The sequence below is a fragment of the Duganella sp. Root336D2 genome (genome assembly GCF_001425005.1).
In the GTDB taxonomy this organism is placed as follows: Bacteria; Pseudomonadota; Gammaproteobacteria; order Burkholderiales; family Burkholderiaceae_D; genus Rugamonas.
This window is the reverse complement of the sequence record NZ_LMDB01000003.1, coordinates 120,994-139,515: the sequence shown is the minus strand read 5'-3', so window position 1 is coordinate 139,515 and position 18,522 is coordinate 120,994. Positions and strand designations below refer to the sequence as shown.

General features: G+C 61.2%; 16 protein-coding genes and 1 pseudogene. 10 read left to right on the top strand and 7 right to left on the bottom strand.

Going from position 1 to position 18,522, the window contains the following annotated elements; all coding sequences use genetic code 11:
* Positions 1-45: 45 nt before the first annotated feature.
* Both ASD07_RS05635 and pgeF read left to right on the top strand, forming a co-directional pair.
* Complete coding sequence (locus ASD07_RS05635; protein ID WP_055926573.1) at positions 46-1,128, top strand: RluA family pseudouridine synthase; 1,083 nt, start codon at positions 46-48, stop codon at positions 1,126-1,128.
* Positions 1,129-1,950, top strand: coding sequence for a peptidoglycan editing factor PgeF (gene pgeF / locus ASD07_RS05630; protein WP_055926570.1), 822 nt, complete (start codon positions 1,129-1,131; stop codon positions 1,948-1,950).
* Here the strand turns inward: pgeF and ASD07_RS05625 are convergent.
* Positions 1,940-2,182, bottom strand: a complete 243-nt coding sequence (locus ASD07_RS05625) for a hypothetical protein (protein ID WP_373922072.1) — start codon at positions 2,180-2,182, stop codon at positions 1,940-1,942. The genes pgeF and ASD07_RS05625 overlap by 11 nt on opposite strands.
* Between ASD07_RS05625 and phaC the strand changes: the two genes are divergently transcribed.
* The 5 genes from phaC to ASD07_RS05600 all read left to right on the top strand — a co-directional run bounded on the left by phaC (position 2,175) and on the right by ASD07_RS05600 (position 9,089).
* Complete coding sequence (phaC, locus tag ASD07_RS05620) at positions 2,175-3,896, top strand: class I poly(R)-hydroxyalkanoic acid synthase (RefSeq protein ID WP_055926567.1); 1,722 nt, start codon at positions 2,175-2,177, stop codon at positions 3,894-3,896. The two genes, ASD07_RS05625 and phaC, sit on opposite strands and share 8 nt — an antisense overlap.
* A gap of 97 nt (positions 3,897-3,993) precedes the next feature.
* On the top strand, positions 3,994-4,548 hold the full coding sequence (gene phaR, locus ASD07_RS05615) for a polyhydroxyalkanoate synthesis repressor PhaR (protein ID WP_055926565.1): 555 nt from the start codon (positions 3,994-3,996) through the stop codon (positions 4,546-4,548).
* Positions 4,549-4,654: 106 nt separating this feature from the next.
* On the top strand, positions 4,655-6,046 hold the full coding sequence (rimO, locus tag ASD07_RS05610) for a 30S ribosomal protein S12 methylthiotransferase RimO (protein WP_055926563.1): 1,392 nt from the start codon (positions 4,655-4,657) through the stop codon (positions 6,044-6,046).
* A gap of 90 nt (positions 6,047-6,136) precedes the next feature.
* On the top strand, positions 6,137-7,300 hold the full coding sequence (locus ASD07_RS05605; protein WP_055926561.1) for a cystathionine beta-lyase: 1,164 nt from the start codon (positions 6,137-6,139) through the stop codon (positions 7,298-7,300).
* 415 nt (positions 7,301-7,715) lie between these two features.
* Positions 7,716-9,089, top strand: a complete 1,374-nt coding sequence (locus tag ASD07_RS05600) for a hypothetical protein (RefSeq protein ID WP_055926559.1) — start codon at positions 7,716-7,718, stop codon at positions 9,087-9,089.
* A gap of 1 nt (position 9,090) precedes the next feature.
* On the opposite strand, the gene ASD07_RS05595 is transcribed toward ASD07_RS05600, so the two are convergent.
* Both ASD07_RS05595 and ASD07_RS05590 read right to left on the bottom strand, forming a co-directional pair.
* Entirely contained in the window at positions 9,091-9,453 is a 363-nt protein-coding gene (locus ASD07_RS05595) for a hypothetical protein (protein WP_055926557.1), read from the bottom strand.
* 9 nt (positions 9,454-9,462) lie between these two features.
* Complete coding sequence (locus ASD07_RS05590) at positions 9,463-9,810, bottom strand: GFA family protein (RefSeq protein WP_055926555.1); 348 nt, start codon at positions 9,808-9,810, stop codon at positions 9,463-9,465.
* Between the two features lie 68 nt (positions 9,811-9,878).
* Here ASD07_RS05590 and ASD07_RS05585 point away from each other — a divergent pair, with 68 nt between their 5' ends.
* From ASD07_RS05585 to ASD07_RS31610, 3 genes and pseudogenes are all read left to right on the top strand, one after another.
* Entirely contained in the window at positions 9,879-11,072 is a 1,194-nt protein-coding gene (locus ASD07_RS05585) for a CaiB/BaiF CoA-transferase family protein (RefSeq protein WP_055926553.1), read from the top strand.
* 131 nt (positions 11,073-11,203) lie between these two features.
* A complete protein-coding gene (locus ASD07_RS29940) occupies positions 11,204-11,743 on the top strand; it encodes a GNAT family N-acetyltransferase (protein WP_229207064.1) in 540 nt (179 codons plus the stop codon).
* 186 nt (positions 11,744-11,929) lie between these two features.
* Positions 11,930-12,139, top strand: a pseudogene (locus tag ASD07_RS31610) (hypothetical protein); the annotation flags it as partial.
* Here the strand turns inward: ASD07_RS31610 and serB are convergent.
* From serB to ASD07_RS05560, 4 genes are all read right to left on the bottom strand, one after another.
* Complete coding sequence (serB, locus tag ASD07_RS05575) at positions 12,136-12,981, bottom strand: phosphoserine phosphatase SerB (RefSeq protein WP_055926813.1); 846 nt, start codon at positions 12,979-12,981, stop codon at positions 12,136-12,138. The pseudogene ASD07_RS31610 and the gene serB sit on opposite strands and share 4 nt — an antisense overlap.
* A 14-nt stretch (positions 12,982-12,995) precedes the next feature.
* Entirely contained in the window at positions 12,996-16,427 is a 3,432-nt protein-coding gene (gene mfd / locus ASD07_RS05570; RefSeq protein ID WP_055926548.1) for a transcription-repair coupling factor, read from the bottom strand.
* Between the two features lie 61 nt (positions 16,428-16,488).
* Positions 16,489-17,427 (bottom strand): lipase secretion chaperone, encoded by a 939-nt coding sequence (locus tag ASD07_RS05565; RefSeq protein ID WP_156397885.1) that lies wholly within the window; start codon positions 17,425-17,427, stop codon positions 16,489-16,491.
* A complete protein-coding gene (locus ASD07_RS05560; RefSeq protein ID WP_055926545.1) occupies positions 17,424-18,332 on the bottom strand; it encodes a triacylglycerol lipase in 909 nt (302 codons plus the stop codon). Before ASD07_RS05560 ends, ASD07_RS05565 begins: the two co-directional genes overlap by 4 nt.
* Between the last annotated feature and the right edge of the window lie 190 nt (positions 18,333-18,522).

Below are 18,522 nucleotides of genomic sequence, written 5' to 3'. Positions count from 1 at the left end.
TGGCTGATTATAGCCGATGGGAATGCTGTGATATTGAAACCTGAGATGAATTCGGCAGAACAAGTGCCTGATAATGATTTTGACGCCGATTTTGAAGGTGATTTAACGGCCGATCCCCTCGCGCCGATCGAGCTCGAACTGAGCAAGTCCGACTGCGGCGAGCGCCTGGACAAGGTTGTGGCCCGCCTGGTGCCGCAGTTTTCGCGCGGCCGCCTGCAATCCTGGATTGAAGAAGGCCATGTTACTGTCGATGGCAAGCCGGCCAAAGTCCGCGCCACCGTCTATGGCGACGAAAAAATCCTGGTCATTCCGCAGCCGGCACCGGAAGACGTGGCATTCGCGCCTGAAGACGTGCCGCTGGACGTGGTTTTCGAGGACGACAACCTGCTGGTGATCAATAAACCGGCAGGCCTGGTGGTTCACCCGGGCGCCGGCAACTGGTCCGGCACCATGCTGAACGGCTTGCTGCATCGCTGGCCGCAGCTGGGTGGCGTGCCGCGCGCCGGCATCGTGCACCGCCTGGACAAAGATACCAGCGGCTTGATGGTGGTGGGCAAGGACTTGCCGACCCAGACCGACCTGGTGCGCCAGCTGCAGGCGCGTACCGTGAAACGCGTGTACTGGTGCATCGTATGGGGCACGCCGCGCATGAGCGGCACCATCGATGCGTCCATGGGCCGCGACCAGAAGGATCGCGTCAAGATGGCGGTATCGACCAGTATGGGCTCCAAGCCTGCGATTACGCATTACCAGCGCCTGGCTGAAGGCGTGCTGGACGGCCGTCCGGTATCGCTGGTGCAGTGCCGCCTGGAGACGGGCCGCACCCACCAGATCCGCGTCCACATGGCGCACCTGGGTTTCTCGCTGATCGGCGACCAGGTCTACGGCAAGCAGCACATGGCCGGCGTGTTCCCGCGCCAGGCGCTGCAGGCGCGCCGCCTCGGCCTGGTGCATCCGGTGACCGGCGAGCCGGTGGAGTGGCTGGTGCCGCTGGCGGATGACTTCAAGGAGCTGATGGAGCGCGCGGCCATCGAGGAGCCGGATGAATCGGTCCTGTCGGCTGCCGCCTCCGAGCACGGCGAATACGAAGACTACGACATCTACGACGACGAATTCGACGACGAATAAATGCAGCAATCTTTCCAAGGGGCCCAATGGCTGGTGCCTGACTGGCCCGACGCCCCCGCCAATATCGGTTTTGTCTGTACCACGCGGCGCGGTGGCGTGAGCCCGGAGCCGTACGGACCGGGGCCGCAGGCCATCCCCACCACGGGCGGCGGCTTGAACCTCGGCGTCCACGTCGGCGACGATCCATCGAATGTGGCATTTAACCGGGCCATCCTGCGCGGACGCTTGCCGAGCGAGCCGGCCTGGCTGTCGCAGGTCCACGGTACTGCCGTGGTCCGCGCCGACCGTCATGGGCGGGGCGAAGTGCCGGAGGCGGATGCCAGCTTTGCTGCCATGCCGGGAGCCGTGTGTGCCATCCAGACGGCGGATTGCCTGCCGGTCCTGCTGGCGAACCGCGCCGGCAGCGTGGTCGGCGCAGCCCACGCTGGCTGGCGCAGCCTTGCCGGCGGCATCCTGGAGGCGACGGTGGAAGCCATGCGTGCCGAGGCAGGCGAGGGCGAGATCATCGCCTGGCTTGGCCCGGCGATCGGCCCGCAGGAATTCGAGGTCGGTGAAGACGTCCTGTCGGCCTTCCTGGCCAGCGCCGATGGCGCGGCTGTGGAGGAAGCGGCAGTACGCGCCGCCTTCGTCGCAAGACCGGGAATCCCGGGCAAGTACCTGGCGGACATTTATGCGCTGGCGCGGCTTGCGCTGCGCAGGGTGGGGGTGACGGCGGTGTCTGGCGGCGGTTTATGCACGGTTACCGACGCCAGCCGCTTCTATTCCTACCGCAGGGACAAGGTCACCGGAAGACAGGCGACTTTGATCTGGATCAAGGAGTAGGCGGATCATCACGACGGGCGGCTTCGGCTGCCCGTTTGCGTTTGCGGCGTTTGCCGCCAGTTAGATAAAATAGTATTCCTAATGGCAACACGCCGTACAGCAGGAAAGTCATGATCCCGGCGACCACGGTTGGTTCCGTGAACGCCATCAGGATGGTGACGTAGAGCCAGGCAACAGCAACAATCAACATAAGTAGTCTTTTTAAATTCTGAATGGACTCAAAAATGAACATGCCCGACCCGCAAGCCTTCGCAAACGCATGGATGGCGCAAATCAGCGATCCAAACCAATGGCAATCCTGGTTCAAGATGATGCCGGAGATGGATGCTGTCCCTGGCGCCGCGCTGCTGCGCGATGCCGGCGCCACCGTGCGCCCTGAAGCGATGGAGCAGCTGCAAAACCAATACATGGGCGAGTTCGGTGCGCTGTGGCAGGAGTTCCTGACCACCGGTAAAGCGCCTTCCTTGAAGGATCGGCGCTTTTCGTCCGAAGCCTGGCAGGGCAACCCGGTGTCCGCGTTCAATGCGGCATCATACCTGTTAAACAGCAAATTCCTCATGCAAATGGCGGAAGCCGTTGACGCGAGCCCCCACCAGAAACAGAAGATCCGCTTCGCCGTGCAGCAACTGGTCGACGCGATGTCGCCCGCCAACTTCCTGGCTACGAACCCGGAAGCGCACCAGAAACTGATCGAAACCAAGGGTGAAAGCCTGACCAAGGGCCTGGCCAACCTGCTGGGCGATATCCAGAAGGGCCATATTTCCCTGTCCGACGAAAAGGCGTTCGAAGTGGGCCGCAACCTGGCCACTACCGAGGGCCAGGTGGTGTACGAGAACGAGCTGTTCCAGCTGATCCAGTACACCCCGCTGACCAAGACCGTGCACGAGCGCCCGCTGCTGATGGTGCCGCCTTGCATCAACAAGTACTACATTCTCGACCTGCAGCCCGAGAACTCGCTGGTGCGCTACGCGGTGGAGCAGGGCAACACCGTGTTCCTGGTCTCCTGGCGCAATCCTGACCAGTCGCTGGCCGGCACCACCTGGGACGATTACATCGAGAAGGGCGTGATCAACGCCATCAGCATCGCCCGTGAAATTACCAGGCAGGACAAGCTGAACGTGCTGGGTTTCTGCGTCGGGGGTACCTTGGTGTCAACAGCGCTGGCGGTGCTGGCGGCGCGCGGCGAACAGCCGGCGGCCGGCATCACGCTGCTGACCACTTTCCTGGACTTCAGCGATACCGGCGTGCTGAACGTGTTCGTGGACGAGCCACAGGTGCAGTTGCGTGAGCAGACCCTGAAATCCGGCGGACTGATGCCGGGACGCGACCTGGCAAGCACATTCTCCAGCCTGCGCCCGAACGACCTGGTGTGGAACTATGTGCAGTCGAACTACCTGAAGGGCAACGAGCCGCCGCCGTTCGACCTGCTGTACTGGAATTCCGACTCGACCAACCTGCCAGGCCCGATGTTCTGCTGGTACTTGCGCAACACCTATCTGGAAAACAGCCTGAAAGTACCGGGCAAGCTGACCGTGGCCGGCGAAAAAGTCGACCTGTCGAAGATCCAGGCGCCGGCCTTTATCTATGCTTCGCGTGAAGACCATATCGTGCCGTGGAATTCGGCCTACCAGTCGACCAAGCTGCTGAACAACAAGAATCCGGAACTGAACAAGTTCATCCTGGGCGCCTCCGGCCACATTGCCGGCGTGATTAATCCGGCCGCGAAGAAAAAGCGCAGTTACTGGACCAATGATGCCCGCCCGGCCTCGCACGATGAGTGGTTCAATGGTGCGGCCGAACATCCGGGAAGCTGGTGGGGTGAATGGGCGGAGTTCCTGGCGGCGAATGGCGGCAAGGACGTGAAGGCGCGCAGCAAACTGGGCAGCGCCAGTTATGAACCGATCGAGCCAGCACCTGGGCGTTATGTAAAGGCAAAGGCAGATTGAACCTCGGCAACGTTAAGTTGCAATGCAATATTGTCGTGCCAAAAGCTTTTTTTTCGCCCTATAATGGGCTTGAAAATATTATCAACGGGACACAGCGATGAGTAGTGCAAAGAAAAGTACTGAACGTTTGATTAAGAAATACCCAAATCGCCGTCTTTACGATACCCAGACCAGTTCCTACATTACCCTGACGGATGTGAAGCAACTCGTGCTCGATGCCGAGGAATTCACCGTCGTTGACGCCAAGTCAAATGAAGACCTGACTCGCAGCATCCTGCTCCAGATCATCCTGGAAGAGGAAGCGAGTGGCGTTCCGATGTTCTCGACCGACGTACTGGCACAAATCATCCGCTTCTACGGTCATGCAATGCAGGGCATGATGGGCTCTTACCTGGAAAAGAATATCCAGGCATTTACTGATATCCAGCGCAAATTCACGCAGGGCGCCGCGACGTTCGATGGCAATTCCTTTAGCCCCGAAATGTGGACCCAGTTTATGAACGTGCAAGCGCCTATCATGCAGGGCATGATGAATAACTACATCGACCAGTCGAAGAGCCTGTTTGTGCAAATGCAGGAGCAAATGCAGAACCAGAGCAAGAATATCTTCGGCACCTTCCCGTTCGCGCCGCCTCCGGCCGATAAAAAGTAAGTCAAAAAAATAGGGGCATTCCCGATTTTTCCGCTGTGCGGAAAATGGGATATGCCCCTATTTTTTGATATAATGGTGGATTGCCCTGAATCATCAGCTCTCTGCCATGCAATCCAAGCAAATCATTCGCCTCACTCCCGCCGACGGCACTCCAGCCCCAAAAGTAGGTTTTGTCTCCCTCGGCTGCCCGAAAGCGCTGGTCGACTCCGAACAGATCCTGACCCAGCTTCGCGCTGAAGGCTACGAAACCGCCAAGTCCTACGACGGCGCCGACCTCGTGATCGTGAACACCTGCGGCTTCATCGATGCTGCGGTGCAGGAATCGCTGGACGCCATCGGCGAAGCGCTGGCCGAAAATGGCAAGGTCATCGTGACCGGCTGCCTGGGCGCCAAAAAAGATAAAGACGGTGACGACATCATCCAGAAGGTCCACCCGAAGGTGCTGGCCGTAACCGGTCCGCACGCTGTGGGCGAGGTGATGGCCCAGGTGCACACCCACCTGCCGAAGCCGCACGAGCCGTTTATCGACCTGCTGCCGCCACAGGGCATCAAGCTGACCCCGAAGCATTATGCTTACCTGAAGATTTCCGAAGGTTGTAACCACCGCTGCTCGTTCTGCATCATCCCTTCGATGCGCGGCGACCTGGTATCGCGCCCGATCGCTGAATTGATGCTGGAAGCGGAGAACCTGTTCAAGGCCGGCGTGAAGGAACTGCTGGTGATTTCGCAGGATACTTCCGCTTACGGCGTGGACGTGAAGTTCCGTTCCGGCTTCTGGAATGGACGTCCGGTGAAGACCCACCTGACCCAGCTGACCCAGTCCCTGGCCGAGTTGGCCAAGCAGTATGGCGCGTGGGTGCGTATGCACTATGTCTATCCTTACCCGCACGTGGATGAGATCATCCCGATGATGGGCGACGGCCATATTCTGCCTTACCTGGACATTCCGATGCAGCACGCGCATCCGGATGTGCTGAAGCGCATGAAGCGCCCGGCCTCCGGCGAGAAGAACCTCGAGCGCATCCTGAAATGGCGCGAAATGAATCCGGGCCTGACGATCCGTTCAACCTTTATCGCTGGCTTCCCAGGCGAGACTGAGGCCGAATTCGAGTACCTCCTGGACTTCCTGAAGGAAGCGCAGATTGACCGCCTGGGTTGCTTCGCATACTCGCCAGTGGAAGGTGCCACCGCCAACGAACTGGCCAACCCGGTGCCGGAAGAAGTGCGCGAAGAGCGCCGTGGCCGTGTGATGCTGCTGCAGGAAGAGATTTCGCGCAATCGCTTGAAGGCCAAGGTTGGCACGACGGTGAAAGTGCTGATCGATGAACTGACGCCTAGCGGCGCGATTGGCCGCTCGGCTGCGGATGCGCCGGAAATTGATGGCGTGGTGCACGTCAAGCGTCCGTTCGATCCGAAGAAGAAGCTGGCGGTTGGGCAGTTCTTTGATGTTGAGATCACCACTGCCGATGCGCACGACCTGTGGGGCGAGGCGCAGTAAAACCGGTAAACCAGGGTCTGACCCATAGGGTCAGACCCTGTCTGTTCAGCGGCCGCGGAATTCGATTCGGTTTTGGTTAGAATAGGTCCCATGACCAAAAAGCACCTCCAAACCCAAATCATCCACACGGACTACGTGCCGCCCGAAGGCTTCGCCGCTTTCCCCAGCGCCATCCACCACGCGTCCACCGTCCTGTTCAAGAACGTCGCCGCCATGCGCTCTGGCGACTGGAAAGAAAAGAACGCCTATACCTACGGCCTGCACGGCACTCCTACCACGTTCACGCTGGAGGCCCGCCTTGCCGAAATCGAAGGCGGCACGCACTGCCTGCTGGCCCCCAGCGGCCTGGCAGCCATCGCCATGTGCAATTTCGGGCTGCTGAAATCCGGCGACGACGTCCTCTTGCCCGACAACGTCTACAGCCCCAACCGCGACCTCGCCAAATGGATGTCGAACGACTTCGGCATCACAGCTCGGCTGTACGACCCGATGATCGGCGCCGGCATCACAGAGCTGATCCAGCCCAGCACAAAACTGATCTGGACTGAGGCTCCCGGCTCGGTTTCGATGGAAGTGCCGGACCTGCGCGCGATCTGCGACGCCGCGAAGCAAAAGGGCGTGCTGGTCGCACTCGACAACACCTGGTCCGCCGGCCTGGCGCTGCGCGGCTTCGACCTTGGCGTCGATATCGTGATGCAGGCGCTGACCAAATACCAGTCCGGCGGCTCCGACGTGCTGATGGGGGCCCTGGTCACCCGCGATCCACTGCTGCATGAACGCCTCAGCATGGCCCACATGCGGCTGGGCATGGGCGTCAGCGCCGACGATACCTACCTCGTGCTGCGCAACCTGCCCACACTCAAGATTCGCTTCGAAACCCACGACGCATCCGCGCGCAAAGTGGCAAGCTGGCTGAAGGCCCGTCCCGAGATCCGCAAAGTGCTGCACCCGGCATTCGAAGACTGCCCCGGCCACGAAAACTGGAAGCGTGACTTCACCGGCGCCGGCGGCCTGTTCTCGGTCCTGTTCGACGAAAAGTTCACCGAAGCGCAGACCGACCGCTTCGTGGACTCGCTCGAACTGTTCGGCATCGGCTATAGCTGGGGCGGCGCGCACAGCCTGTGCATTCCCTACCGCATCCAGGCCATGCGCAAGAGCTGGAAAGAGAAGGGCACCCTGGTCCGCTTCAACATCGGCCTCGAAGATCCCGACGACCTGATCGCGGACATCGAGGGCGCCTTGGCAAAGCTGTGAGTATGGTCGATTGGCGCCAGGAGCTGAATCGAATTGCTGTCGAGTTCTGGTGTGACGTGGGAGACTTGGGCGAGCTCCCGGTAGTCGCGGAACTTGCAAACGATGAGCTCGGCGAGGCACATCCTGACATCTGGGATTTCTATGGCGACCTTTCGGGTAAGACAAAAGCCTGAAAATTTGCCTGATATTGCAGTAGGCTGGATGGGAGATCTGTGGAACAACTGCGACTGGTGCGACGATAGCTGGACTCATGAAAATTCACCATCACTGGTCGAAGAGGTGCGCAAGGTCGCAGCGTTCCTCGCGAACCGCTAGTTAGCTATCTATGCGATAGATCAATACAATGGCGTGCGCGTATTGATCGAGTCTCCCTACTTGCTTAAATTGGTCGGACATCAAGCGAGGGGAGACCGTCATGCAAATTCTTAAGATTGCAGCAGGCGCCGTGCTGTGTGGCGCTACTTGTTTGATTTCCGCGGCACCACCATCCAGCTATATGCCCGTGGTGGCGAAGGAAGATTTTCAGACCACATTTGAGCGGATGAAGGCGGCGCGGGCGGGCTTGCTGCGTGAGCAGGCGGCTTTCCTTGAAACCCGCTATGACTTGTCGAACCGGCCTGCGAACGGGGTCACCATGTTCCGCGGCAAACCGGTCCAGGAGGGCATCCGGGTCAAACTGCCGCGCGGTGCCACCTGGGACAAACTGGGCGCCATGAGCCCGGACGAAATCCGCGAGAAAAGCCTGTATCCGCAGGGCTTCCTGCCGTTGCCGCATCCGAATCATCCGGAAGGCGGCATGCTGTTCCCGCAGTTCCACATTGACGAAATCAAGAAGCAGGAACAGCGCGACCTCAATCGCTTCGACCTGGCGTTCGACTTCCCCGATCACCTGCTGCCGGAATTTCCCGCCCCGATGTTCCTGACCACGCGCCCGGACCTGGGCGACGTCTCGAAGGGCAAGCTGCTGACCATCGATAACTTCCACCAGATGTTCAACGGCATCCTGAATCCCAAGCAGCTTGAGGGCTTGCGCCTGCTGCTGACGCCATTTCCGCAGCAACAATTCAACCAGTCCGAAGACCGCCGCTCGGAACGGCCAAGCCGCGGCGTCACCTGCTTTGACTGCCACGCGAATGGACACACCAACGCTTCAACCCACCTGGCAGGCGATGCGCGGCCGCAGGCATTCCGCCACCGCATTGATACCCCATCTCTGCGTGGTGTCAACCTGCAGCGGCTGTTCGGTTCGCAGCGCGCGCTGAAATCGGTGGAGGATTTCACGGAGTTCGAACAGCGTGCGGCGTATTTTGACGGCGACCCGGTGATCGCGACCAAGAAGGGCGTCAACGTATTGGAACGGGGCAGCCAGGTGCACTTCATGGCCGAATTCCAGGAACTGCTCGACTTCCCGCCCGCGCCAAAACTGGGCGTCACCGGCAAGCTCGATCCGCGCAAGGCCAATGAACAAGAGTTGCGCGGCCAGGCGCTCTTTTTCGGCAAGGCCCAGTGCGTGACGTGCCACACACCGCCGCATTTCAGCGACAACATGATGCATAACTTGCACACGGAGCGATTCTTCAAACAGCATGAAGCGAAGGGCGCAATGATGGTGGGCGATGGCCCGATCAAGACTTTCCCGCTAAGGGGCATCAAGGAATCGCCGCCTTACCTGCATGACGGGCGGTTGCTGACGCTCGAGGATACGGTCGAATTCTTCAACCTGATCCTCGAGACGAAACTGACTGCGGCAGAAAAGGCCGACCTGGTGGCCTTCCTGCGCACGTTATGAATTAATTGCCGACCGGGGCGTTGTTATTGAGGGCAGAGATGCCGCGAATCAGGCGGTAGATTTTCCACAGCCATGCGCCGCCCCAGACCATCAGGGCGAACAGCATGCCGAAAATGGTGATGAACAGCAGCCAGCCAATGGCCATCCACACCAGGTACCACCAGAACGAGCGGATCATCCATCCATGGTGGCTGTGGACGAAGGTACCGGCGCTGTCATCGCGTTTGATGTAATTCAGGATCAGGGGAATAAAGGACGCGGCGCCGAGCGTGAAGAATACGCTCAGGCCGTGGCCGAGGTACAGCCAGAACGCCCAGTCCTTGGCGGAGCGGGTCTGTTCGTCGAACACGAGTTCTTGTGCCATATTGGTTCCTTACAGTTTGCGTCCGTCGTAATGCGTGACAGGGTAAGCGCCCAGTTCAATGTCTTCCAGCACGTTGGCATTGACTGCTGCCATAAGTCCGCCGCCAGGGGCAATTCCCTCGCCATAGGTGTGGATGCCGCACTTCGGGCAGAAGCGGTGCTTGATGACGTGCTTGTTGAAAACATAGGTTGCCTGGTCTTCTTCCGGCGTCAGCAATTTCAGGCTGGTGCGCGGTATGAACCACATCAACGCGCCCTTGCGCTGGCAGATGGAACAGTTGCAGGCTACCAGGCCTTCGATATTGCCTTCTGCTTCAAACTTCACATTGCCGCAATGGCAGCTTCCCTTGTACAGCATTTTTCGCCTCCGGTTAGAATGATTGGTTTGGCGCTAATGATAATGTAATTGCAAGAGGAGTGTGCGAAATGGCGGGTCCGCTGCAGGGAATTAAAGTTATCGAAATCGGGACGCTGATCGCTGCGCCGTTCGCAGCGCGGCTGATGGCGGAGTTCGGGGCGGAAGTCATCAAGGTTGAAGCGCCGGGCGAGGGCGACCCGATCCGCAAATGGCGCAAGCTGCACAAGGGGACCTCGCTCTGGTGGTACCTGCAGTCGCGTAACAAGAAGTCCATCTCCATCAACCTGAAGGCGCCGGAGGGCATCGACCTGGTCAAGCAGCTGTGCGCGGATGCCGATGTGCTGATCGAGAATATGAAGCCGGGCGCGCTGGAGAAGCTGGGCCTGGGCTGGGACTTGCTGCACGCCTTGAATCCCAGGCTGACCATGGTGCGTATTTCCGGCTACGGCCAGACCGGCCCGTATAAAGACCGTCCGGGCTTCGGCGCGATTGGCGAGGCAATGGGCGGGATTCGCTACACCACGGGTGAGGCGGGCGGCGTGCCGGCACGCGTTGGCGTGAGCCTTGGCGATTCGCTGGCCTCCTTGCATGCTGTGATGGGCGCGCTGATGTCGGTGTTGCGTGTGAAGATGGGCCATGGCGATGGCCAGGTGGTTGATGTGTCGCTGGTCGAGAGCGTGTTCAACCTGATGGAATCGCTGGTGCCGGAGTATGACCTGCTGGGCCATGTGCGCGAACGTAGCGGCGGTGCGCTGCCGGGCATTGCTCCTTCCAACACCTATCCGACGCGCGATGGCTCTTATGTGGTCATTGCAGGCAATAGCAATCCGATTTACAAGCGCCTGATGCATGCAATCGGCCGCGCCGACATGGCGGATGACCCGCAGTTCGCACAGAACGACGGCCGCGCGGCACAGGAAAAGCTGATCGACGCCGCAATCGCCGGTTGGACTTCCGCGCATACCATTGACGAAGTGCTGGCGGTGCTGGAGCGCGCCGAGGTGCCGGCGGGCCGGATCTACTCGGTCAAGGATATCGTCGCAGACCCGCATTATCAGGCGCGCGACATGTTGCTGGACACGGAGCTGCCGGATGGGGTGCACGTGAAGATGCCGGGTATCGTACCGAAGCTATCGGAGACGCCAGGTGAAGTGCGTTGGCAAGGGCCGACGCTGGGCGAGCACACTGACAGCGTTTTGTCATTGCTGGGCGTCAGTGCGGCCGAAATCTCTGCTCTGCGCGAACGCGGCATTGTGGCCTGAGCTTTAGCCGTCAAGCCCAAAATCTTGATCAGAAAAATGCGTGCTAGCGCAATGATGTCTTTGGCTTTTGGAGCTGCGCAGGCGAAGGATTGCCGGAAGCCTTCGACTTGAAGCTCGATTAAGCAGGCCAGATGAAGGCAAGTCCGTTTCCAGACCTATCAATGTCCATGCCACTAAACTTGCACTTCGAAAACCTGCTGGCTTCACATCTCGACGAGCTGGCCGGAGTCCTGCTCCATCCTGCCGTCTATCTGCACATCGAAGAGAAGCCACCAAGCCTTTCGGAGTTCAAGCTCGGACTGGAGCGTGCAATTGCGGGACCTGGCGAGGATGTTAAGGGAGAGCTTTGGCTTAACTATCTTGTGCGCGACGAAGCCGGGTCGATGCTTGGGCGCCTTGAAGCGACGGTACATCACCAATTAGCCGAAGTTGCGTTCCTTTTTGGGCCTCAATATTGGGGCCGTGGACACGCCGCGACAGGATTATTATGGCTTCACGAAGAACTGGAGCGAGGCTTTGCAGTCACAGAGTTCTGGGCCACGACTACCCCGGAAAATGATCGTTCGCAGGCACTCCTGCGTCGCTGCGGGTACATTGGGTCAGAGCTTCCGGCATGCCCTCTTTATAGCTTCGCGCCTGGCGACCTTATTTTTCAACGAAGTTCGAATTAAGCGGGATGTGATATGAGGACCGCAGGAATTCCCTCATCAGCGGTAGGCGCTGCTCGAAGAGACCAACAACTTGGCTCTACACAACGTCGCGAACCGGAGATCGAGTTTTTACTCATCCTTCTTTCCCGCCGGGGTCCCGATTGAAGTGCCGAACCTCGATTCCGATTGCAGTATTCGCCAAGACGCGATGCCGGGCGAGTCGACATTGCTGATCGCTACCAGGACCTGGCGATAGCCTGGAATTGCCTCGGCGAGTTTGGCGCATCACTTCAGGAGCGATTCCTGGTCCAGTACGGTGTCCATAAGCTGGACCGAAGAAAGCTCCAGTTTCACTGCTGGATGAACTGTTCTGATCGCCGAAAATGTCCGATTGCCGGACCTGACCCCGACTTTTAATGCGCTAGGAGGTTGAGGATGCCGTCCAGGCCGACGTAGTTGAGGGCGACGTTGGCTTGTTCGCGCACGACCGGTTTCGCGCGGAAGGCGACCGACATGCCGGAGATGCTCATCATCTTCAGGTCGTTGGCGCCGTCGCCCATGACGATCGCTTGCTCGGGCAGGATGCCGATGGCGGCGCATACGTGTTCGACGGTGCTGCGCTTGACGGTGGCGTCGACGATCTCGCCGATTACCTTGCCGGTCAGTTTGCCGTCAACGATTTCCAGTTCGTTGGCGCGGGTGAAGTCGAGGCCAAGGCGGGCTTTCAGGCGTTCGGTGAAGAAGGTGAAGCCGCCCGATACCAGCAGGGTTTTCAGGCCGGCGGCTTGTACGGCTCTCAGCATGTCTTCGGCGCCCATCGACAGGCGCAGGCGTTCTTCGTAGACGCGTTCCAGGGCGGATGCGTCCAGGCCTTCCAGCAGCGCCACGCGGCGTTTCAGGCTTTCGGAGAAATCGAGCTCGCCGCGCATGGCGGCTTCGGTGATCTCGGCGACTTGCGGCTTCAGGCCCTGCATGTCGGCGATTTCGTCGATGCATTCGATGGTGATCAGGGTCGAATCCATGTCCATCGCTACCAGCTTGAATTCGTCCAGTCGGCGCAGGCCCATCATGTAGGTGGCATCGAGCTGGGCTGCCTGGGCCGCGATTTCGATGGTCTGGCGCAGGGCCGGGGTGAAGCTGATTCCTTCGCAGCGCAGGGCGTTGCCGGATATGGCCACCACGTTCTTGGGTGCGGTCAGGGCGGCGATGCGCTGCAGGCGGGCGGTGCATTCGCCGACGCCTTGCAGCACAAGGTTCATGGTCATGTCGTTGTTCATGTCAGTTGTTTGATGGCGGTCTTGATCTGGTTCACGCGGGCCGCCAGGTCAGGCATATTCGCTGTGATCTTGAGCTTGTCCTGTCCGTTCAGCTTGATGTGGCGCTGGTTCTGGATCAGGTGGATGATGCGCATCGGGTCGATCGGCGGCTGCGGCATGAATTGCAGGTTGACCGCTTCCGAGTGGGCATCGATCTTGATGATGCCGACGGTCTTGGCGGCGATGCGCAGGCGGTGGGTCTCCACCAGCGCCTTGGCAGGGTCGGGCAGTTTGCCGAAGCGGTCGATCAGCTCCTCTTGCAGGTCGTCGATTGCGTTCTGGGTTTCGCAATTGGCCAGGCGTTTGTAGATCGACAGGCGTTCGTGCACATCGCCGCAGAAGTCCGCGGGTAGCAGGGCAGGCGTATGCAGGTTGATTTCGGTGGTGGTGGCCAGTGGGGCCGCCAGGTCGGGTTCTTTGCCGGCCTTCAGCGAGCGCACGGCTTCGTTCAGCATGTCGGTATAGAGCTGGAAACCGACTTCCAGCATTTCGCCGGACTGGTTTTCGCCCAGCACTTCGCCGGCGCCGCGGATTTCCAGGTCGTGCATCGCGAGGTAGAAGCCGGAGCCCAGTTCTTCCATCTGCTGGATGGCGTCGAGGCGGCGCTGCGCCTGTTTGGTCAGGCCTTGCACGTCGGTCACCAGAAGGTATGCGTAAGCCTGGTGGTGCGATCGGCCGACGCGGCCGCGCAACTGGTGCAGCTGGGCCAGGCCGAACTTGTCGGCGCGGTGCATGATGATGGTGTTCGCGGTCGGCACGTCGATACCGGTTTCGATAATCGTGGTGCACAGCAGGATGTTGTAGCGCTGCGCCACGAAGTCGCGCATCACTTTTTCCAGGTCGCGTTCGTGCATCTGGCCGTGGGCAACGGCGATGCGCGCTTCCGGCAGCATTTCGGTCAGCTTGGCCAGGCGGTTCTGGATCGTTTCGACTTCGTTGTGCAGGAAGTAGACCTGGCCGCCGCGCTTCAGCTCACGCAGTACGGCTTCGCGGATGATGGAGTCGTTCTCGCTGCGCACGAAGGTCTTGATGGCCAGGCGCTTTTGCGGCGCGGTGGCGATCACGGAGAAGTCGCGCAGCCCTTCCAGGGCCATGCCGAGGGTACGCGGGATCGGCGTGGCTGTCAGGGTCAGTACGTCGACTTCGGCGCGCAGGGACTTCAGTGCTTCCTTCTGGCGCACGCCGAAACGGTGCTCTTCATCGATGATGACCAGGCCGAGGCGGTCGAACTTGACGTCGTCCGACAGCAGTTTATGGGTGCCGATCACGATGTCGAGCGTGCCGTCCTGCATGCCTTTGATGGCGTTGGCGATTTCCTTGCCGGTGCGGAAGCGCGACATTTCGGCGAGGCGCACAGGCCAGTCGGCGAAGCGGTCGGCGAAGGTCTGGGCGTGCTGCTCGGCCAGCAGGGTGGTCGGCGCCAGGATGGCGACCTGCTTGCCGCCCATGACGGCAATGAAGGCGGCGCGCAGGGCGACTTCGGTCTTGCCGAAACCAACGTCGCCGCACACCAGGCGGTCCATCGGTTTGCCGGAGGTCATGTCCTTGATCACGTTCATGATCGCGGCCGCCTGGTCCGGCGTTTCGTCGAAACCGAAGCTGTCGGCGAAGCGTTCGTAATCGTGCGAGGAATACTCGAAGGAGTGGCCCTGGCGGGCGGCGCGGCGGGCGTACAGGTTGAGCAGTTCGGCGGCGGTGTCGCGTACCTGTTCGGCGGCCTTGCGCTTGGCCTTGTCCCACTGGCCGGAGCCGAGGGTGTGCAGCGGGGCGTCGTCCGGCGAGGCGCCGGAGTAGCGCGAGATCACGTGCAGCTGCGACACCGGCACATACAGCTTGCTCTCCTTGGCGTATTCCAGGTGCAGGAATTCGGTTTCGCCTTCGCCCAGGTCCATGCTGACCAGGCCCATATAGCGGCCGATGCCGTGGTTGATGTGCACCACAGGGTCGCCGATCTTGAGCTCGGACAGGTCGCGCACCATCGATTCGACTTGCGTGACCGCTTCCTGTTTTTTGCGGCCGGCGCGGCGGCCGCTGCCGGCATACAGTTCGGTCTCGGTGATGAAGGCTATGCCCTCATCCAGTTCGAAGCCGGCGTGCAGCGGCGAGACGCCCAGCGTGAACTTGGCGTCGCTGGCCAGGAAGCCGTCGAAGCCTTCGATCAGTGCCGGCGACAGGTCGAATTCGGCGAAGTACTGCTGCAGGGTCTCGCGGCGGCCGTTGCTTTCGGCGCAGATCATCACCCGGCGGCCGGACTGCATCAGGTAGGCGCGCAGGTTGGTCAGCGGGTCGTCCAGGTGGCGATTCACCGCGATGTTCGGGATCGGCGCCGACAGTTCGGACGATGGCAGCGACATGTCGCGCGATATGGCGAGGCGCGGGTGCGGCTTGGCCAGCACGAAGAACTGCTCGTCGCCCAGGAAAATGTCCTGCGGCGGCAGGATCGGGCGTTCGCGGTCGGCCTTCAGGAATTTGTAGCGCGACTCGGTGTCGGCCCAGAAGCGTTTGATGGCGGCGTCGATGTCGCCGACCATGGCCACGCTGGCTTCCGGCGGCAGGTAGTCGAAGAAGGTGGCGGTTTCGTCGAAGAACAGCGGCAGGTAGTACTCGATACCCGCCGAAGCGATGCCGCTGCTGATGTCTTTGTAGACCACCGAGCGCGATGGGTCGCCTTCGAAGGTTTCGCGCCAGCGGCTGCGGAACGCGGTGCGCGAGGTCTCATCCATCGGGAATTCGCGGCCCGGCAGCAGGCGCACTTCCCTGACCGGGTACAGCGAGCGCTGGGTGTCGGCGTCGAAAGTGCGGATGGTCTCGATCGTGTCGCCGAACAGGTCCAGGCGGTACGGCAGGGCGGAGCCCATCGGGAACAGGTCGATCAGGCCGCCGCGCACCGAATATTCGCCGGGCGACATCACCTGGGACACATGGGTGTAGCCGGCCAGGGTCAGTTGCGACTTGAGCTTGGCCTCGTCCAGCGACTCGCCTTGCTTGAAGAAGAAGGTGTAGGCGGCCAGGAAGGAGGGCGGCGCCATGCGCACCAGTGCGGTCGTGGCCGGGATGATGGCGACGTCGCACTGGCCGGTCTGGATCTCATGCAGGGTTGCCAGCCGCTCGGATACCAGGTCCTGGTGCGGCGAGAAGGCATCGTAAGGCAAGGTTTCCCAATCGGGCAGCAGGTTGCAGCGCAGGCCGCCGTTGGCAAACCACGCAATCTCCGCCAGCAGGCGCTGGCCGTCGCTGGCCTGGGCGACGACCACGGCCAGCATCTGGCCGCGTGCCTTCAATTCGAGTGCCGCGTGCGCCAGCGCGTAAGCGTCGCCGGAGCCGAACAGATTGGGCAACGCAAAGCGGTTGCCGGGTTTGGGAAGTGCTTTTTTGAAGTCGAAGGGCATGCAAACGTGGCGCTAACTGAGGAGACACTAATATGCTGGCCCCACATTATAGTGCAAGCACCTATTCGTAGGCGCCCAGCCGTTTCTGTTCCCACGATGTAAAAAGACTATCGCGCAATTGCTGGATTGCGGCCTGGTTGCCGCCTAAGCCGGCGCTTGCAGTGCGGTAGGCGCTGATCCGGCGCAGCCATTCGCCTTGTTCCCGGTCCAGTTGGGCCAGCCGGCCGGCGGCTTGCGGGTCGAATGCTGCTGCGCGCAGGCGGTACACCTCATCGTCGCCGGCGCCGCCCCTGCGGGCGGTTTCGACCTGCTGCTCCACGTTCAGCACGCGCAGCGGGGCGGTCCGTTCCTCCTGGAGCCCGGCTGGCAGCCTGCGGTCAAGGTCGGCCATCCGTTGCAGGCGCTGGTCCGGCGCCAGGGTTTTGTCGTCCAGCAGCGCCAGGCGGGCGATGGCATCCTGGTCGCGGGCATCCGTATCGCCGAACAGGCCGGCGGCTTCGGCGGGCGTGAAATAGCGTTTGCGCAATTCCTGCATGGCGAGAAGGCGGCCGCGGGCGGCGGCGGCGAACGAAGTGCCGGAAGCGGGCGCTCCCTGGCTGCGCTCGGCCTCGGCCAGGGCACGCTTGTAGGCCAGGTATTGGCCGAGGAGCCGCCTGGCATCGGCGGCTGCGCCGGGTTTCAGCCGCTTCTCCAGCTCCTTCTCAATGCCGGCCCGGATGGCCGGCAGCTCCGCTTCGCCCAGTGCCGACAGGTAGTAGTCGAACAGGTGGCGTAGTTCGGCGTCGACTTCGAGTGTATCGCCGGCAGCGGCACCCAGCCGGCCGTCAGGCTGGGTGCCGGCCATGGAGGGGACGAAGGGGGGCGTGCTCGCCGGCGCCGGCGGTGCACTTGACCCGGGCGCCGGCGCCGACGGCGCTGCAGCGCCATGTATCCATAGTGCGGCGACAGCGGCAGCTGCCAGGCCACACGCCGCCCATGCCATCCGTCCCCGGGTACTCACAGGCCCATACCCTGCAAACGGTTGGCGTGCTGGCGGAACAGCGTGACCGGACTGGTTTCAAACAGGTGGGTGATGCCTACCATCTGGTTGACCTCATCGAGGTGGTTCATCCAGTAGTCGTCGCGAATTACGCGGCCCAGATGGGACGAACAGCTCGCCACCAGGCCATCATTCTTGGCGCCGCCGAAAGCAATCGAGGTGACGGCGAGGAAAGGGTCGGCCGGGTCGAAGAAATTGGTATAGGGCGTCGCGCCGCTCCAGGAGAAGTAATACACGCCATTGGCCTGGTGCGCGCCTTCGCCGCAGGAGGTCGAGGGCAGGCCGGCAGGATGGCGGGCGTTGAAAGCGGCGGTGCCGGCGGTGCTGAGCGACTGTGCCGCGGCATAGGCATCCTGGGGCAGCGAGGAGCTGCCGGAAATCAGGCCGAGGAAGCCGCCCAGGGCGTTGCCAACGCTGTAGACCAGGTCCGGGGCTGCGCCGACCAGCACGTCCGCCACCCTCGAGCCTTTGTTCACGCCGCCAATGCTGGTCACCGAGGCGACCAGGTCGGGCCGCACCGAAGCGACATAGCGCGAGGTCGGGCCGCCGTGGCTATGGCCGATCAGGTTGACCTTTTCCGCACCGGTGGCGGCAAGTACCTGGCGAACCTGGAACAGGAGCTGTTCGCCGCGCACTTCCGTGCTGTTGGCCGCCGACACCGAGGTTACATAAACCCGTGCGCCGCCGCTGCGCAGGGCGCCCGGTACGCCGTAGAAATATTCGAGGGGGCCCAGGCTGTCGAAGCCGAACAGGCCGTGGACAAGGACGATGGGGTAGCGGGTTTGCGTGTAGCCGGTTGCGGAAGCGGGAAGTGAGGTGATTGCGATGAACAGGACCGATAGCAGCTGCCAGACGAACTTCTTCATAAAGCCTCCTGTGCTGATTGGTGGTGGGAGAGCCCAATCTAGCACCGGCGGCGGGCAGCGCGGCAAGATTGCTGAATAAGCACGGTGGGTTCCTTCAGTGCCAAAACACTTTGTTGCATGAATGGCGCGTGGGGGCTGGATTGCGTTGACGCACGGGAATTTAAGCTCGATATTCATCTGATAAGAGCAC

Coding starts and splice junctions, on each gene's coding strand:
- ASD07_RS05560 (WP_055926545.1), bottom strand. CDS start 18,332: ATGAAGAAGTTCGTCTGGCAGCTGCTATCGGTCCTGTTCATCGCAATC.
- ASD07_RS05605 (WP_055926561.1), top strand. CDS start 6,137: ATGACCAAAAAGCACCTCCAAACCCAAATCATCCACACGGACTACGTG.
- ASD07_RS05590 (WP_055926555.1), bottom strand. CDS start 9,810: ATGCTGTACAAGGGAAGCTGCCATTGCGGCAATGTGAAGTTTGAAGCA.
- rimO (WP_055926563.1), top strand. CDS start 4,655: ATGCAATCCAAGCAAATCATTCGCCTCACTCCCGCCGACGGCACTCCA.
- ASD07_RS05600 (WP_055926559.1), top strand. CDS start 7,716: ATGCAAATTCTTAAGATTGCAGCAGGCGCCGTGCTGTGTGGCGCTACT.
- ASD07_RS05595 (WP_055926557.1), bottom strand. CDS start 9,453: ATGGCACAAGAACTCGTGTTCGACGAACAGACCCGCTCCGCCAAGGAC.
- ASD07_RS05635 (WP_055926573.1), top strand. CDS start 46: ATGAATTCGGCAGAACAAGTGCCTGATAATGATTTTGACGCCGATTTT.
- pgeF (WP_055926570.1), top strand. CDS start 1,129: ATGCAGCAATCTTTCCAAGGGGCCCAATGGCTGGTGCCTGACTGGCCC.
- phaC (WP_055926567.1), top strand. CDS start 2,175: ATGAACATGCCCGACCCGCAAGCCTTCGCAAACGCATGGATGGCGCAA.
- ASD07_RS29940 (WP_229207064.1), top strand. CDS start 11,204: ATGAAGGCAAGTCCGTTTCCAGACCTATCAATGTCCATGCCACTAAAC.
- serB (WP_055926813.1), bottom strand. CDS start 12,981: ATGAACCTTGTGCTGCAAGGCGTCGGCGAATGCACCGCCCGCCTGCAG.
- ASD07_RS05625 (WP_373922072.1), bottom strand. CDS start 2,182: ATGTTCATTTTTGAGTCCATTCAGAATTTAAAAAGACTACTTATGTTG.
- mfd (WP_055926548.1), bottom strand. CDS start 16,427: ATGCCCTTCGACTTCAAAAAAGCACTTCCCAAACCCGGCAACCGCTTT.
- phaR (WP_055926565.1), top strand. CDS start 3,994: ATGAGTAGTGCAAAGAAAAGTACTGAACGTTTGATTAAGAAATACCCA.
- ASD07_RS05585 (WP_055926553.1), top strand. CDS start 9,879: ATGGCGGGTCCGCTGCAGGGAATTAAAGTTATCGAAATCGGGACGCTG.